The 13,800-nt window shown below is 69.8% G+C and carries 16 protein-coding genes; 11 read left to right on the forward strand and 5 right to left on the reverse strand.

From position 1 onward, the window contains the following. Window positions 1-19: 19 nt before the first annotated feature. The 7 genes from AB0K05_RS01445 (at window position 20) to AB0K05_RS01475 (ending at window position 5,291) form a co-directional block, all read left to right on the forward strand. The gene (locus AB0K05_RS01445) at window positions 20-532 is read left to right on the forward strand and encodes a PH domain-containing protein (protein ID WP_148037018.1); all 513 of its coding nucleotides are present in this window, start codon (window positions 20-22) and stop codon (window positions 530-532) included. 97 nt (window positions 533-629) lie between these two features. Next, on the forward strand, window positions 630-1,715 hold the full coding sequence (locus tag AB0K05_RS01450) for an S-(hydroxymethyl)mycothiol dehydrogenase (RefSeq protein WP_364225543.1): 1,086 nt from the start codon (window positions 630-632) through the stop codon (window positions 1,713-1,715). Further along, window positions 1,716-2,336 (forward strand): MBL fold metallo-hydrolase, encoded by a 621-nt coding sequence (locus AB0K05_RS01455; RefSeq protein ID WP_148037020.1) that lies wholly within the window; start codon window positions 1,716-1,718, stop codon window positions 2,334-2,336. A gap of 97 nt (window positions 2,337-2,433) precedes the next feature. Next, window positions 2,434-2,610 carry a (2Fe-2S)-binding protein gene (locus AB0K05_RS01460; RefSeq protein WP_148037021.1) on the forward strand — a complete coding sequence of 59 codons (177 nt, stop codon included), beginning with the start codon at window positions 2,434-2,436 and terminating at the stop codon, window positions 2,608-2,610. 17 nt (window positions 2,611-2,627) lie between these two features. Then, window positions 2,628-3,113: a bacterioferritin gene (gene bfr / locus AB0K05_RS01465; protein ID WP_148037022.1), complete on the forward strand. Its 486-nt coding sequence runs from the start codon at window positions 2,628-2,630 to the stop codon at window positions 3,111-3,113. Between the two features lie 229 nt (window positions 3,114-3,342). Next, window positions 3,343-4,011 (forward strand): response regulator transcription factor, encoded by a 669-nt coding sequence (locus AB0K05_RS01470; RefSeq protein ID WP_012888073.1) that lies wholly within the window; start codon window positions 3,343-3,345, stop codon window positions 4,009-4,011. A gap of 2 nt (window positions 4,012-4,013) precedes the next feature. Next, window positions 4,014-5,291: an ATP-binding protein gene (locus tag AB0K05_RS01475; protein ID WP_148037023.1), complete on the forward strand. Its 1,278-nt coding sequence runs from the start codon at window positions 4,014-4,016 to the stop codon at window positions 5,289-5,291. Here the strand turns inward: AB0K05_RS01475 and AB0K05_RS01480 are convergent. Continuing rightward, window positions 5,275-5,757, reverse strand: a complete 483-nt coding sequence (locus AB0K05_RS01480; protein WP_148037024.1) for a GtrA family protein — start codon at window positions 5,755-5,757, stop codon at window positions 5,275-5,277. The genes AB0K05_RS01475 and AB0K05_RS01480 overlap by 17 nt on opposite strands. 149 nt (window positions 5,758-5,906) lie before the next feature. Here AB0K05_RS01480 and AB0K05_RS01485 point away from each other — a divergent pair, with 149 nt between their 5' ends. Genes AB0K05_RS01485 through AB0K05_RS01495 form a run of 3 tightly spaced genes read left to right on the forward strand, consistent with a single transcriptional unit; the run spans window position 5,907 to window position 8,502 of the window. Next, the gene (locus tag AB0K05_RS01485) at window positions 5,907-7,082 is read left to right on the forward strand and encodes a 5-(carboxyamino)imidazole ribonucleotide synthase (protein WP_364225550.1); all 1,176 of its coding nucleotides are present in this window, start codon (window positions 5,907-5,909) and stop codon (window positions 7,080-7,082) included. Between the two features lie 14 nt (window positions 7,083-7,096). Beyond that, window positions 7,097-7,585, forward strand: a complete 489-nt coding sequence (gene purE / locus AB0K05_RS01490) for a 5-(carboxyamino)imidazole ribonucleotide mutase (RefSeq protein ID WP_219543700.1) — start codon at window positions 7,097-7,099, stop codon at window positions 7,583-7,585. Between the two features lie 23 nt (window positions 7,586-7,608). Then, complete coding sequence (locus AB0K05_RS01495; RefSeq protein ID WP_148037026.1) at window positions 7,609-8,502, forward strand: GNAT family N-acetyltransferase; 894 nt, start codon at window positions 7,609-7,611, stop codon at window positions 8,500-8,502. On the opposite strand, the gene AB0K05_RS01500 is transcribed toward AB0K05_RS01495, so the two are convergent. Next, entirely contained in the window at window positions 8,478-9,791 is a 1,314-nt protein-coding gene (locus tag AB0K05_RS01500) for a UDP-glucose/GDP-mannose dehydrogenase family protein (protein ID WP_364225554.1), read from the reverse strand. The genes AB0K05_RS01495 and AB0K05_RS01500 overlap by 25 nt on opposite strands. 126 nt (window positions 9,792-9,917) lie before the next feature. On the opposite strand from AB0K05_RS01500, the gene AB0K05_RS01505 reads away from it, so the two are divergent. Beyond that, a complete protein-coding gene (locus AB0K05_RS01505) occupies window positions 9,918-11,081 on the forward strand; it encodes an acyl-CoA dehydrogenase family protein (RefSeq protein ID WP_148037028.1) in 1,164 nt (387 codons plus the stop codon). Window positions 11,082-11,160: 79 nt separating this feature from the next. On the opposite strand, the gene AB0K05_RS01510 is transcribed toward AB0K05_RS01505, so the two are convergent. The 3 genes from AB0K05_RS01510 to AB0K05_RS01520 form a co-directional block, all read right to left on the reverse strand. Continuing rightward, a complete protein-coding gene (locus tag AB0K05_RS01510) occupies window positions 11,161-12,357 on the reverse strand; it encodes a hypothetical protein (protein ID WP_364225558.1) in 1,197 nt (398 codons plus the stop codon). Then, on the reverse strand, window positions 12,354-12,875 hold the full coding sequence (locus AB0K05_RS01515; RefSeq protein WP_148037030.1) for a SigE family RNA polymerase sigma factor: 522 nt from the start codon (window positions 12,873-12,875) through the stop codon (window positions 12,354-12,356). The genes AB0K05_RS01510 and AB0K05_RS01515 overlap by 4 nt, the downstream gene beginning before the upstream one ends. A gap of 290 nt (window positions 12,876-13,165) precedes the next feature. After that, on the reverse strand, window positions 13,166-13,765 hold the full coding sequence (locus AB0K05_RS01520; protein WP_364225562.1) for a hypothetical protein: 600 nt from the start codon (window positions 13,763-13,765) through the stop codon (window positions 13,166-13,168). Window positions 13,766-13,800 lie beyond the last annotated feature (35 nt).

Below are 13,800 nucleotides of genomic sequence, written 5' to 3' on the forward strand. Positions count from 1 at the left end.
GAGGTGGCACCATTTGCCCATGACCATTCCCGACCACCACCTGACACAAGGTGAGCGCCGCGTCCGGTCCTTCAACCCGCACTGGAAGCGGCTGGTCGTCCCCTTCATCGCGCTCCTCCTGATCGCCGCGGCCTCCGGCGCGGCGATCTACTTCGTCCCGGACACCTGGGAGTACGCCTCCTACGCCCGCATCGCGGTCGTCGTCATCGGGCTGATCCTCATGACGATCTGGTCGTTCGTCCCGTACCTGCAGTGGAAGAACACCGGTTACGTCCTCACCACCCACCGGTTCTCGATCAGCACCGGCGTGCTCAACAAGTCGACCGACGAGATCCCGATGGCGAAGGTCAACACCGTCAGCTCCGACCAGACGCTCTTCGAGCGGCTGCTGGGCTGCGGCACCCTCACCGTCGAGTCCGCCGGCGAGCGGGGTGAGATCGTGCTGCGCGACATCCCGCGGATCCAGGAGGTCCGCACCGAGCTGTTCCGGCTCCTGGAGGACGCCTCCGACGGCGAGATCGACGGCCGGTAGCCTGTGCAGCGGCTCGGGCAGCGGCCGGTGAGAGGTCTCGGCGTGGTGCGGCCCCATGTCTTGCGGAGATCACCCTCCTGGACACAAGATGGCTGGCATGCCGTACGAAGTTCAGGGTGTCATCGCCCGAGGTAAGGGCCAGGAAGTCTCACTTGAAACGGTGCTCGTCCCCGACCCGGGCCCGGGCGAGGCGGTGGTGACCGTGCAGGCGTGCGGGGTCTGCCACACCGACCTCCACTATCGCGAGGGCGGCATCAGCGACGACTACCCGTTCCTGCTCGGGCACGAGGCGGCCGGCGTCGTGGAGGCGGTCGGGGAGGGCGTCACCGGCCTGGAGCCCGGCGACTTCGTCATCCTCAACTGGCGGGCCGTGTGCGGCCAGTGCCGGGCGTGCCTGCGCGGCCGGCCGTGGTACTGCTTCAACACCCACAACGCCACCCAGAAGATGACCCTGACCGACGGCACCGAGCTGTCGCCCGCGCTCGGCATCGGCGCCTTCCTCGGCAAGACGCTGGTCGCCGCCGGGCAGTGCACGAAGGTCTCGGCCGAGGCGCCCGCGTCCGTGGCCGGGCTGCTGGGCTGCGGCGTGATGGCCGGCCTCGGCGCCGCCATCAACACCGGCGGCGTCACCCGCGGCGACACGGTCGCGGTCATCGGCTGCGGCGGCGTCGGCGACGCGGCCATCCTCGGCGCGTCCCTGGCCGGCGCATCCAAGATCATCGCGGTGGACGTCGACGAGCGCAAGCTGGAGTGGGCGCGCGGCTTCGGCGCCACCGACACCGTCAACTCCCGCGAGAACGACCCGGTCGAGGCGATCCGCGACCTCATCGGCGGCTTCGGCGCCGACGTGGTGGTCGAGGCGGTCGGCAGGCCCGAGACGTACGAGCAGGCCTTCTACGCCCGCGACCTGGCCGGCACCGTGGTGCTGGTCGGCGTGCCCACCCCCGAGATGCGCATCGACCTGCCGCTGCTGGACGTGTTCGGCAGGGGCGGCGCGCTGAAGTCGTCGTGGTACGGCGACTGCCTGCCGACCCGCGACTTCCCGATGCTCATCGACCTGTTCCTGCAGCACCGGCTGCCGCTCGACAAGTTCGTCACCGAGACGATCGCGCTCGACCAGGTCGAAGAGGCCTTCCACAAGATGGAGCGCGGCGACGTGCTGCGGTCGGTGGTGATCCTCTAAATGCTCGACAAGGTCATCACCTCCGGCACCTTCTCGCTCGACGGCGGCACCTGGGACGTCGACAACAACGTCTGGCTGGTCGGCGACGCCCGTGAGGTCGTCGTCATCGACGCCGCCCACGACGCCGAGGCCATCGCCCAGCGGGTCGGCGGGCGCAGCGTGCGGGCCATCGTCTGCACCCACGCGCACAACGACCACATCAACGCCGCCGCCGACCTGGCCCGCCGCACCGGCGCGCCGATCCGGCTGCACCCCGCCGACCAGGTGCTCTGGGAGCAGGTCTACGGGGACGAGGTCGCGTACGAACCGCTCGCCGACGGCGACAAGTTCGAGGCCGGCGGGATCGAGCTGCAGGTCCTGCACACCCCCGGCCACGCGCCCGGCGCGGTCTGCCTGTACGCGCCCGAGGTGGGCGCGCTGTTCAGCGGCGACACGTTGTTCAAGGGCGGGCCGGGGGCGACCGGGCGGTCCTACTCGTCCTTCGACACGATCATCGAGTCGATCCGCGAGCGGCTGCTCACGCTGCCTCCCGAGACCGTCGTGCACACCGGTCACGGCGACTCGACCTCGATCGGCGCGGAGGCGCCGCACCTGGAGGAGTGGATCACCCGAGGTCACTGAATCCGCCTTATGGCGGACCTCACATAGGCAAGCCTTACCTCAGTGGGCTACCTTAGGTGTGCCTTACCTGAGTTGTTCCCCTGAGAGGCTGCCCCGGATGTACGTGTGTGTCTGTCGTGCCGTGACCGAGAACGAGGTTCACGACTGCATCGCCGCGGGCGCCAAGAGCGCGAAGCAGGTACGCGACACCACGGGCGCCGGGGGCGACTGCGCCCGGTGTGTACGAAAGATCTGTGCGATGCTGAAAAGGTCGGAGGAACTCACGACCGCATAGCACAAGGGGCTTGTTTCATGCAGGGTGACAGGCAGATCATCGAGCTGCTCAACGAGCAGTTGACCGCGGAGCTCACGGCGATCAACCAGTACTTCCTGCACGCCAAGATGCAGGAGAACTGGGGCTACACGAAACTCGCCGAGCACACCCGCGCGGAGTCGTTCGACGAGATGCGACACGCCGAGCGGCTCACCGATCGCATCCTGTTCCTGGAGGGACTGCCCAACTACCAGCGGCTGGGCACGCTCCACATCGGGCAGACGGTGCCCGAGCAGCTCCGGGCCGACCTGGACGTCGAGCTGGGCGTCGTGGAACGGCTGCGGCCCGCCATCGCGCTGATGCGCGAGAAGGGCGACATCACCTCCGCCCGCATCTTCGAGGAGATCCTCGAGGACGAGGAGGAGCACATCGACTACCTGGAGACCGAGCTCGAACTCATCCAGACGCTCGGTGAGCAGCTCTACCTCGCCCGCTACGCCGAGCCGCCGTCCAGCGACGACTGAGCCCGCCGCCCGCGCCCGAACTTCCGTCATGCGACCCCCGCCCGCCGGTTTTCCCGGCGGGTGCGCGCGTTTCTGGGGGACGTAAGGGTTTAGCCCCGAGTATCGCGGTAATTTAATCACGACTAACCGACATTTAGTCGCGTTTGCCCAGGTCAATAGATAGGTCAACTACGAGTCAAACCGCGCGCTGTGCCCGGGAAACGATCGCCTAAGGACCTACGATCGCCTCATGACCTGCGTACTTCTCGCCGAGGATGACACCTCGATTTCCGAGCCGCTCGCGCGCGCCCTGCGCCGCGAGGGCTACCAGGTTGAGGTGAGCCCCGACGGCCCGCAGGCCCTGGAGAGGGCACTGTCGGGTGGCATCGACCTCATCGTCCTGGACCTGGGCCTTCCGGAGATGGACGGCCTGGAGGTGGCGCGCCGCATACGTGCGGAGGGGCACGGCACTCCGGTGCTGATCCTCACCGCACGCGTTGACGAAGTGGACACGGTGGTCGGCCTCGACGCCGGCGCCGACGACTACGTCACCAAACCGTTCCGGCTCGCCGAACTGCTCGCCCGGGTGCGGGCACTGCTGCGGCGCGGCACGTCCGAGACCCCGGTGGTCCAGGGCGTCCGCATCGACGCCGACTCACGCCGCGCCTGGATGGGCGACAAGGAGCTCCACCTCACCACCAAGGAGTTCGACCTGCTGCGCGTGCTGGTGCGCGACGCGGGCAAGGTCGTCACCCGCGAGCAGATCATGCGCGAGGTGTGGGACACCAACTGGTGGGGCTCGACCAAGACGCTCGACATGCACATCTCCTGGCTGCGCCGCAAGCTGGGGGACGACGCGGCGAAGCCTCGTTACATCACCACCGTCCGGGGAGTCGGCTTCCGCTTCGAACGCGAGTAGGCATGCGCCGACGCCTGCTCACTTCAACCCTCCTCGTCGCGGGCATCGCCGTCCTTCTGCTCGGAGTGCCCCTGGGCGTCGTCGTCAGCCGGCTGATCGTCGATGATGCCGCCCAGCAGCTCAGAGCGGAGGCGACACGCCTGGTGGGCGAGGTCGAGTACGCCCGGATCCAGGAGACGCCGCTCGACCCGCAGCAACTGGAGCAGAAATATCCGGATCGCTACATCCAGATATTCGAACGCGGGAACCCCCCGAAGGCCACCGTCGTCGGCACGCCACCGCCGTCCGGTCAGCAGATGACCGAGGACGCGGAGTCCGACAGCGGCATCTTCGTCCGGGTGAGCCGCGACAGGGCACAGGTCGAGCAGGACGTGTACGCGCGCCTGCTGCTGATCGTCGCCCTGGCCGTCGCGGCTCTCGCCGTCGCCGTCGGCCTGGCCATCGTGCAGACACGCCGGCTCACGCTGCCCCTGCGCGACCTCGCCATGATCGCCGAGCGGCTCGGCTCCGGGGACGCCCGGCCGAGCAAGCACCGCTACGGCATCCCCGAACTCGACAGGGTGGCCCAGGTACTCGACCGCAGCGCCACCCGCATCTCCGACCTGCTCACCCGTGAGCGCGAGTTCGCCACCGACGCCTCACACCAGCTGCGCACCCCGCTGACCGGCCTCACCATGCGCCTGGAGGAGATCGTCGCCGCCTCCAACCACCCGGAGGTCGTGCGCGAGGAGGGCGAGGCGGCCATCGTGCAGGCCGAGCGGCTCACGGCGGTGATCGACGAACTGCTCGCCGCGGCCCGCCGCCAGCGTCACTCCCAGGCCGAGCCGACCTCGATCGACCAGGTGCTGGTCCAGCAGGTGACGGAGTGGGACCCCGTCTTCCGCGGCGTGGGACGCAGGCTCGTGCTCGAAGGCACCCGCGACCTCAAGGCGCTGGCCACCACCGGCGGCTTCGGCCAGGTCATCGCCACGCTGCTGGAGAACTCCCTGCGCCACGGCGGCGGCACCGTCACCGTCACCACGACGAGTGGCGACAACTACGTGGTGACCGAGGTGACCGACGAGGGGCCGGGCATCGACGACGAGATCGCACCCAAGATCTTCGACAGGAACGTGAGCGGGGGCGGCGGCACCGGTCTCGGGCTGACGCTCGCCCGCGCGCTGGCCGCCGCCGACGGCGGACGGCTGGAGCTCGTACGGAGGAGGCCGGCGACGTTCGCCGTCTTCCTGCGCCCGGCCGACGCCCCGGGCAGGAACCGCGTGGTCAGCGGTCCTGCCTGAGCTCGATCGCGGGCAGCTCGGCCGGGATCGGCGTGGTCGCCTCCAGGAACACCCACTTCTTGTAGGACCAGTAGCGGAAGAGGGTGCCGAGGCCGACGCCGACGATGTTGGCGATGTTGAGGCTGACCGGGTCGTCGAACTTGAGCGTGTAGGTGGTGAACCCGATCACCAGCACGCCGAACAGCAGCGCGATGCCGTTCATCAGGAAGAACAGGAAGTATTCGCGCCCCAGCCCGCTCTGCTCGCGGTGGCGGAACGTCCAGAAGCGGTTGCCCGCGTACGCGAAGGTGGTCGAGATCGTCGTGGCGAAGACCTTCGAGGTCATCGGCCCGATGCCGACGACCAGGTGGAAGAAGTTGAGCGCGCCCAGGTCGATCAGGAAGGCGAGCCCTCCGACGATGCCGAACTTCGTCAGCTCATGCAGAAGGGCGGCGAACCGCTGGTACAAGCTCTTGACGAACCGCACGTGTCTGCTCGGCCCTTCCGCCTCGTCACGCCATGACCACTTCAGCGTACCGGGGTACCTTACCGTGGCGTGTCAGCATCTTCTTTCCTGAAGACTGCCCGTTATAACGCGGTTCGTACCGAGGGCGCTCTACCTGCGAGCGCTCCGGAATGCGGCCGGTATGCTCACCTCACGTGAACGCATACAGTCCCATCGGCCCCGTCGTCGGCATCGTCGGCGCCGGACAGCTCGCCCGGATGTCGCAGCCCCCCGCCATCGCTCTCGGCGTCGAACTGCGCGTGCTGGCCGGGTCCTCTGACGAGAGCGCCGCCCGGGTCATCGTCGACACCCGCGTCGGCGACTACCGCTCCCTCGACGACCTGCGCGCGTTCGCCGAAGGCTGTCACGCGATCACGTTCGACCACGAGCACGTCCCCGGCGAGCACATCCGCGCGCTCATCGACGACGGCCACGCCGTCCACCCCGGCGCCGACGCCCTCGTCCACGCCCAGGACAAGGCCGTCATGCGTGAGCGGCTGACCGCGATCGGCGCCCCGTGCCCGGCCTGGGCCCGCGTCTCCGGCCCCGGCGAGGCGGCCGCGTTCGCCGCCGGGCACGGCTGGCCGGTGGTGCTCAAGGCGATCACCGGCGGCTACGACGGCCGCGGCGTGTGGGTGTGCGACTCGGAGGAGGCCGCGGCCGAGGCGTTCGCCGCCGCCGGCGGCCCGCTGCTCGCGGAGGCGTTCGTGCCGTTCGAGCGCGAGCTCGCCGTGCTCGTCGCCCGTTCCCCGCACGGCCAGGGCGTCAGCTACCCGGTCGTGGAGACCGTGCAGCGCGACGGCATCTGCGTCGAGGTGCTCGCCCCCGCCCCCGGGCTCGACCCCGAGGAGGCCGCCGAGGCGCAGCGCGTCGCCCTGCGGATCGCCGACGAGCTGGGCGTCACCGGCCTGCTGGCCGTCGAGATGTTCCAGACCCGGCAGGGGCTGCTCGTCAACGAGCTGGCCATGCGCCCGCACAACAGCGGCCACTGGACCATCGAGGGCTCCCGCACCTCCCAGTTCGAGCAGCACCTGCGGGCCGTGCTCGACCTGCCGCTCGGCACGCCCGCCATGACCGCGCCGGTGGTCGTCATGGCCAACCTGCTCGGCGGCGACGACCCCGACCTGTTCAAGCGGTACGAGCACGTCATGGCCCACGATCCGGCCGTCAAGGTGCACTTCTACGGCAAGCAGGTGCGCCCCGGCCGTAAGATCGGCCATGTCACCGCCGTCGGTGACGACCTCGACGAGGTCAGGGCCCGCGCCCGCCACGCCGCCGTCTACCTGATGACCGGGGAGTACACGTGAGCATCGGCATCGTCATGGGCAGCGACTCCGACTGGCCGGTGATGAAGGCCGCCGCCGAGGCGGTCGCCGAGTTCGGGATCCCGTTCGAGGCCGACGTCGTCTCCGCCCACCGGATGCCCGCCGAGATGATCGAGTACGGCAGGCAGGCGGCCGGCCGCGGCGTCGAGGTCATCATCGCGGGCGCGGGCGGCGCCGCCCACCTGCCCGGCATGCTCGCCTCCGTCACGCCGCTGCCGGTGATCGGTGTGCCGGTGCCGCTGAAGTACCTCGACGGCATGGACTCCCTGCTGTCGATCGTCCAGATGCCGGCCGGGGTGCCCGTCGCGACCGTCGCGGTCGGCGGCGCCCGCAACGCCGGCCTGCTCGCCGTACGCATCCTCGCCGCCACCGACGCCACCCTGCGCGCCCGCATGGTCGAGTTCCAGGAGCGGCTCAAGGAGCAGGCGCACGCCAAGGGCGAACGGCTGCGCGCCGAGGCGGCGGCGCTGAAGCCGGCCGATTGATCCGCCCGCCCCGGGAGAGGGCCGTGCTGGACGTGCTCGCGGGCCACGCCGCCCGGGTCCGCGCCGCCGACCCACTGGCCGGCGGTCAGGACCGGCTGCCCAAGCCCGGCCTCGGGGAGCAGCTCGTCGAGGTGCCCGGCGCCGTCGGCCTGGCCTCGATGGACCGTTCCGGCCTCGACACACTCAACGCCACCTGGGGCCCGCTCGTCGTCCACCGGCTGCACGCCCGCGTCGGCGGCCCCGACCCGGAGGCGGCGCTCGGCGCGCTGCTGGACGCGTGGACGGCCGCGCCCCGGCGGGAGCCCGGCCCGCTCGCGGTGCTGTGGCCCAGCCGCGACACCGCCGCCGTCCGCGCCCTGGCCGTCCGCGGCTTCGCCCCGACGGTCACCGTCGCCGCCCGCCCCCGCAGGCTCCCGGCCGGGCAGGCCACGGACCCGCGCGTACGGCCCGCCACCGCTGACGACCTGGACGGGATCGCGCGCCTGTACGAGGCGCTGGTGGCGTACGACGCGCAGTTCGGCTGGGTCACGCCGCGGCCGTCGACGCCCGCCAGGATCAGGGAGCATCTCACCGGCACGCTGCCCCGCTCGTGGGCCTGGGTGGCCGAGCACGACGGCGCGGTGACCGGCGTCGTCATCGTCGACCCGCCGCCCCGGTCGCGGTGGATCGCCTCCATGGTGACCCGGATGCCGGCCGCCTACCTGGGCGTCATGTACGCCGATCCCGCCGTACGGGGCCGGGGTGTCGGCGCGGCGCTGGCCGCCGCCGCGCACGCCCGGCTGGACGCGTGGGGCGTCGCCACGACGCTGCTGCACCACGCGGTGGCGAACCCGCTGTCAGGCCCGTTCTGGGCGCGCCAGGGCTACCGGCCGGTGCACACCCAGTGGGTGCGTCAGGGGCGGCCCAGCGCCCGGTAGTGCCACCCGGCGGAGCGCCACGCCTCGGCGTTGAGCGCGTTGCGCCCGTCGACGATCTTGCGGGTGGCCACGACCTCGCCCAGCGCCTCCGGGTCCAGGTCCAGGAACTCCTGCCACTCCGTCAGCAGCAGCACGACGTGCGCGCCCCGTACCGCGTCGAGGGCAGACTCGCCGTAGGCGAGCTGGGGGTGTGCCTTGCGGACGTTGTCGAGCGCGATCGGGTCGTAGATCGTGACCCGCCCGCCCTGCCGCCCGATCGTCACCGCCACGTCGAGGGCGGGGGAGTCGCGTATGTCGTCGGAGTTGGGCTTGAAGGCGGCGCCGAGCACGCCCACCGTGCAGCCGTGGAAGGAACCCCCGGCCAGCTCGCGGGCCAGGTCGACCATGCGGGCGCGGCGGCGCATGTTGATCGCGTCCACCTCGCGCAGGAACGTCAGCGCCTGGTCGGCGCCGAGCTCGCCGGCCCTCGCCATGAACGCCCTGATGTCCTTCGGCAGGCAGCCGCCGCCGAACCCGAGCCCCGGGTTCAGGTAGCGCCCGCCGATGCGGTCGTCGTACGAGAGCGCGAGCGAGAGCTGCTGCACGTCGGCGTGCGCCGCCTCGCACACCTCGGCCATCGCGTTGATGAAGGAGATCTTGGTGGCCAGGAAGGAGTTGGCGGCGGTCTTGACCAGCTCGGCCGTCGGGAAGTCGGTCACCACCATCGGCACGTCGCCGAGCGGCTCGTAGACCTCACGCAGCACCTTCTCGGCCCGCTCGGAGCGCACGCCCAGCACGATGCGGTCGGGGTGGAGCGTGTCCTGCACGGCGAAGCCCTCGCGCAGGAACTCGGGGTTCCACGCCAGCTCGGCCTGCTCGCCCGCCGGAGCCAGCGTGGCCAGCCGGTCGGCCAGCCGGGACGCGGTGCCGACCGGGACCGTCGACTTGCCGACGACCAGGGACGCGCGGTCGAGATGGGGGGCCAGCGAGTCGATCGCGGCGTCGATGTAGGACACGTCGGCGGCGTACTCGCCCTTCTTCTGCGGCGTGCCCACGCAGACGAAGTGGACGTCGCCGAGCTCGCCGGCCTCCTCGTAGGAGGTGGTGAAGCGCAGGCGGCCGGACTCGAGGCCGCGGCGGAGCACGGGTTCGAGCCCTGGCTCGTGGATGGGGAGCTCGCCGTTGTTGAGGCAGCGGACCTTGTCGGCGTCGATGTCAAGGCCGAGCACCTCATAGCCGAGATCCGCCATGCAGGCCGCATGCGTGATGCCCAGGTAGCCGGTCCCGATCACCGTCAGGCGATATGGCACGAGTGAGCTCCTTTCCATTGCGGAGGAATGCTACAGGCCCGCGCCCACCCTTCTTCGTGCCACCTCTTCTCAAGCACAAACCGTACCGGTTGGTAGCAAGATGCTCGGACGTCCTACTATCTGTGCATGAGCTTTCCTCTGTACGCGCCCGCCGAAGAGCACGACATGCTCCGGGAGACGGTCAGGGCCCTCGCCGACGAGAAGATCGCCCCCCGCGCCGCGGAGGCGGACGAGGCCGAGGAGTTCCCCTGGGACGTCTACAAGGCCCTGGTCGCATCCGACCTGCACGCCATTCACGTCCCGGAGGAGTACGGAGGAGCCGGCGGCGACGCGCTGGCCGCCGTCATCGTCATCGAGGAGGTCGCCCGCGCCTGCGCCTCCTCCTCGCTGATCCCCGCCGTCAACAAGCTCGGCACCGTGCCGATCATGCTGTCGGCCTCCGAGGAGCTCAAGCAGCAGTACCTGCCCGCCGTGGCCCGCGGCGACGCCATGTTCTCGTACGCGCTCTCCGAGCCGGAGGCGGGCTCCGACGCCGCCGCCATGAAGACCCGCGCCGTCCTCGACGGCGACCACTACGTGCTCAACGGCACCAAGATGTGGATCACCAACGCGGGCGTGTCCGAGTACTACACGGTCATGGCCGTCACGGACCCGTCGGCCGGGGCGCGCGGCATCTCCGCCTTCGTGGTGGAGAAGTCGGACGAGGGCGTCTCGTTCGGGCCCAAGGAGCGCAAGCTCGGCATCAAGGCGTCCCCGACGCGTCAGGTGATCCTGGAGGACGTGCGCATCCCCGAGTCGCGGATGATCGGCGCGCCCGGGACCGGGTTCAAGACCGCGCTGGCCACCCTGGACCACACCCGGGTGACCATCGCCGCGCAGGCCCTCGGCATCGCGCAGGGAGCGCTGGACTACGCGGTCGGGTACGTCAAGGAGCGCAAGCAGTTCGGCAAGGCCGTCGCCGACTTCCAGGGCGTGCAGTTCATGCTCGCGGACATGGCGATGAAGCTGGAGGCGGCGCGGCAGCTCACCTATCACGCGGCGGCCAAGTCGGAGCGGGCCATGAAGGGTGAGCCGCAGAAGGACCTCACGTTCCTGTCGAGCGCGGCCAAGTGCGCTGCTTCCGATGCGGCTATGGAGATCACCGTGGACGCGGTGCAGATGCTGGGCGGGTACGGGTACACCAAGGACTTCCCGGTGGAGCGCATGATGCGCGATGCCAAGATCACGCAGATCTACGAGGGCACCAACCAGATCCAGCGCATGGTGATGGCCCGGCAGCTCCTCAAGTAGTCGTTGACGTGCACGAACCCCGCCTGCCTCGCTGGGCGGGCGGGGTTCGTCGTCCCGGGATCCCGGTTCACACCTGAGGTCATAGCGCCCCGGGAGGGCCGGGCAGGACGATCTCGAAGAAGCCATGCGCTCTGTACGTGGCGAGCTTCCTGGCCTTGCCGGTCCTGACGTTCACCGCGTACGCGGTCATGGTCCGGTACGGCTGGTCGATCACCGCGGGCTCGTCGTCCGGCACGTCGGACGCCGGCCTGCACCGCACGGACATGGTGAGAGCGGTGACCTCCTCGGCGCTGAGCCAGGTGCGCAGCGAGATCTGGGAGACATCGGCGGGCAGGCCGCTGATGACGGTCGGCTTCCGCTTCTCGCCGGTGAGCGTGTCCATGAGGGCCAGGTCGCCGCGGCGGCACGGCCGCTCGGCGGTGCTGAGGTTCTCGATCACCGCGACGGTTCTGCCATCGGGGGCAAGAGGGCTGAAGTGGTAGTCCACCGGCAGGATGACCGACGTGGTGTCGCCCTTGGAAGAACTGGGCCACAGGTTGGAGATCGTCCGCAGCCGTGATCGCGGCGAGTACTCCGCGAGGGTGATGGTCGCGCCGTCCGGGGACAGACCGATGGGGACCCAGCGGTTGGGCAACTCGCGGACGGCCCCGCCACGCATGTCGATGAGCAGCGCGGGATCCTTGAAGTCCGGAACCTTGCTGAAGGCGACGAACCGCCCGTCGTCCGACAGCATCAGTCGCGAGACGCTGCCCAGCAGGCTCTTGGGCACCTTCTGCGCGGCCGTCGTCTTCCGGCCCGAGGCCAGGTCGCGGACCTGGAAGGTGCCTTCATCGGCGCTGTAGTAGGCGATCTTGCGGCCGTCGCGGCTGATCGCCAGCGGGCTGTCGCGCAGGCCGGTGCGGCCGGGAGCGAGGCTGCGCAGCGCGTCCGGCACGTGGTAGGTCTCGCCGCTCCGGGTGACCACCCGCCAGCCTCCGTCTCTGCAGCCCTTCGGCGCCTCCCCGCGGGCCGGCTCGCAGAAGGTCTTGTACGCGTGGCTCAGCGGCCCCACCCCGCGCGCCGGCAGGTCACCTGTGGAAGCGGCCTCCTGCCGCCTGTCGGGCAACAGCCGGACGGCGGCCGTCGCACCAAGCGCGACGACCACGACCATGCCCGCCGCGAGGAGCGAGACGACCGTACGCCGCCTGCGGTGATGTGTCGCGATCGTACGTTCGGCCAGGTCCACCTGCGGAGAGTCGTCGGCCAGATCGACGAGCACGTCCCGTAGCCAGGTCATCGGCGGGCCTCCTCTGCTTCCAGGTCTGAGAGTTTCGGCGCCAGTTCGGGTGCCAGCTCGCGTAAACGGGCCAGCGCGTAGTGGGCCTGGCTCTTCACCGTGCCGACCGAGCAGTTCAGCAACTCGGCCGTCTCGCGTTCGGTCCGGTCCTCGTAGTAACGCAGCACGATCACCGCCCGCTGCCGGGGCGGCAGCCGCATGAGAGCCCGGCGCATGACGAGCCGCACGATGGTGGAGTCCTCGCTCGAGTACAGCCGGTCGGGCGGGTCGGCGGTCGGAAGCTCGGCCCTGACCCGGCGCCGTCGCCACGAGATGTACTGATTCAGCAGCACCTTGCGCGCGTACGCCTCGGGATACTCGACGCGCGACAGCCTGAACCAGCGGCCGAACACCTTCAGCAGGGCGCTCTGCAGCAGGTCCTCGGCCTGGTGGGCGTCTCCCGTGAGCAGGTACGCGGTGCGCATCAGCGCCTGCTGATGGGCGGCGACGAACTCGCGGAAGCTGTCATTGCGATCCAAAATGACTCCTCTCGACCGTTACGGACGCCGGTGACGCGTCGAAAGGTTCGGTCCCGTCAGGGTCGCGTGCGAGTACGCTGCCGGCCACCACAGGCCGAGAGCGCTGCTCGACAACGGATATATCCGCCAGGCTCGCCCACAGCGGCACCTGTCATCGGTGTCTTGGGACTCCCGCGTCAAGCATGTCCCGGGACAACACATCTTTTGTCAGGTCTCAGGACCCGTGTGACAGATCCGGCTCGGGAGGTGGGTGACACTCCGGCTAGATGATCTGTCGTTCTCTTGGTGCCCTATTGAACCGGGAATTGGTGGCCGTGTCCCGGTGACGGGGGCGGAAGTTCTTCGATGTGCAGGTCGGAGAAGACCAGGGTGAGGTCGTGCACGTTGGTCTCGATCCGGACTTCATGGAAGTCGATGCCGATGGCTGTGGCCCAGCTGCGGGCGGTGGGTGAGTCGGCGATGAGCGTGGCGCCGGGATAAAGCGCCTGCCAGTTGACGCCCCAGATGTATCCGTCGTACTCCACCCCGGTTTCCCAGGTGGTGAGCCGGTCATCGAGCGAGACCCGCCAGGTTCGGGCCGGTAGCGCGGTGGTGCAGGTGGCCTGCACGCAGTACCGGAACAGGTAACGCAGCGGCGGCGGTGTGGTTCCGGTCCGGGGATCGGGCATCGGGAGGACCACGAGCTGGTAGTCGCGCGAGTAGTCCACGAAGCCGTGCCGCAGCAGGGACAGGTCGAAGAGGTCGTCTAACGCCTGCTGCAGCTTGATCATGTCCATGGACGCAGTTCTACCCTCCGCGAGGTGACCTTTCGTTGGTGCTGGGGCTTCGGCGATGACTTGCCCGGCCTGCATGGTGATGCGGAAGGTGCCGTCGGTGTCCTCGATGGTCACGGTCGTGGCGGCGTGGCCGATATCTGCACGGATGC

Source organism: Nonomuraea sp. NPDC049486, from assembly GCF_040676925.1.
Lineage (GTDB): Bacteria > Actinomycetota > Actinomycetes > Streptosporangiales > Streptosporangiaceae > Nonomuraea > Nonomuraea ferruginea.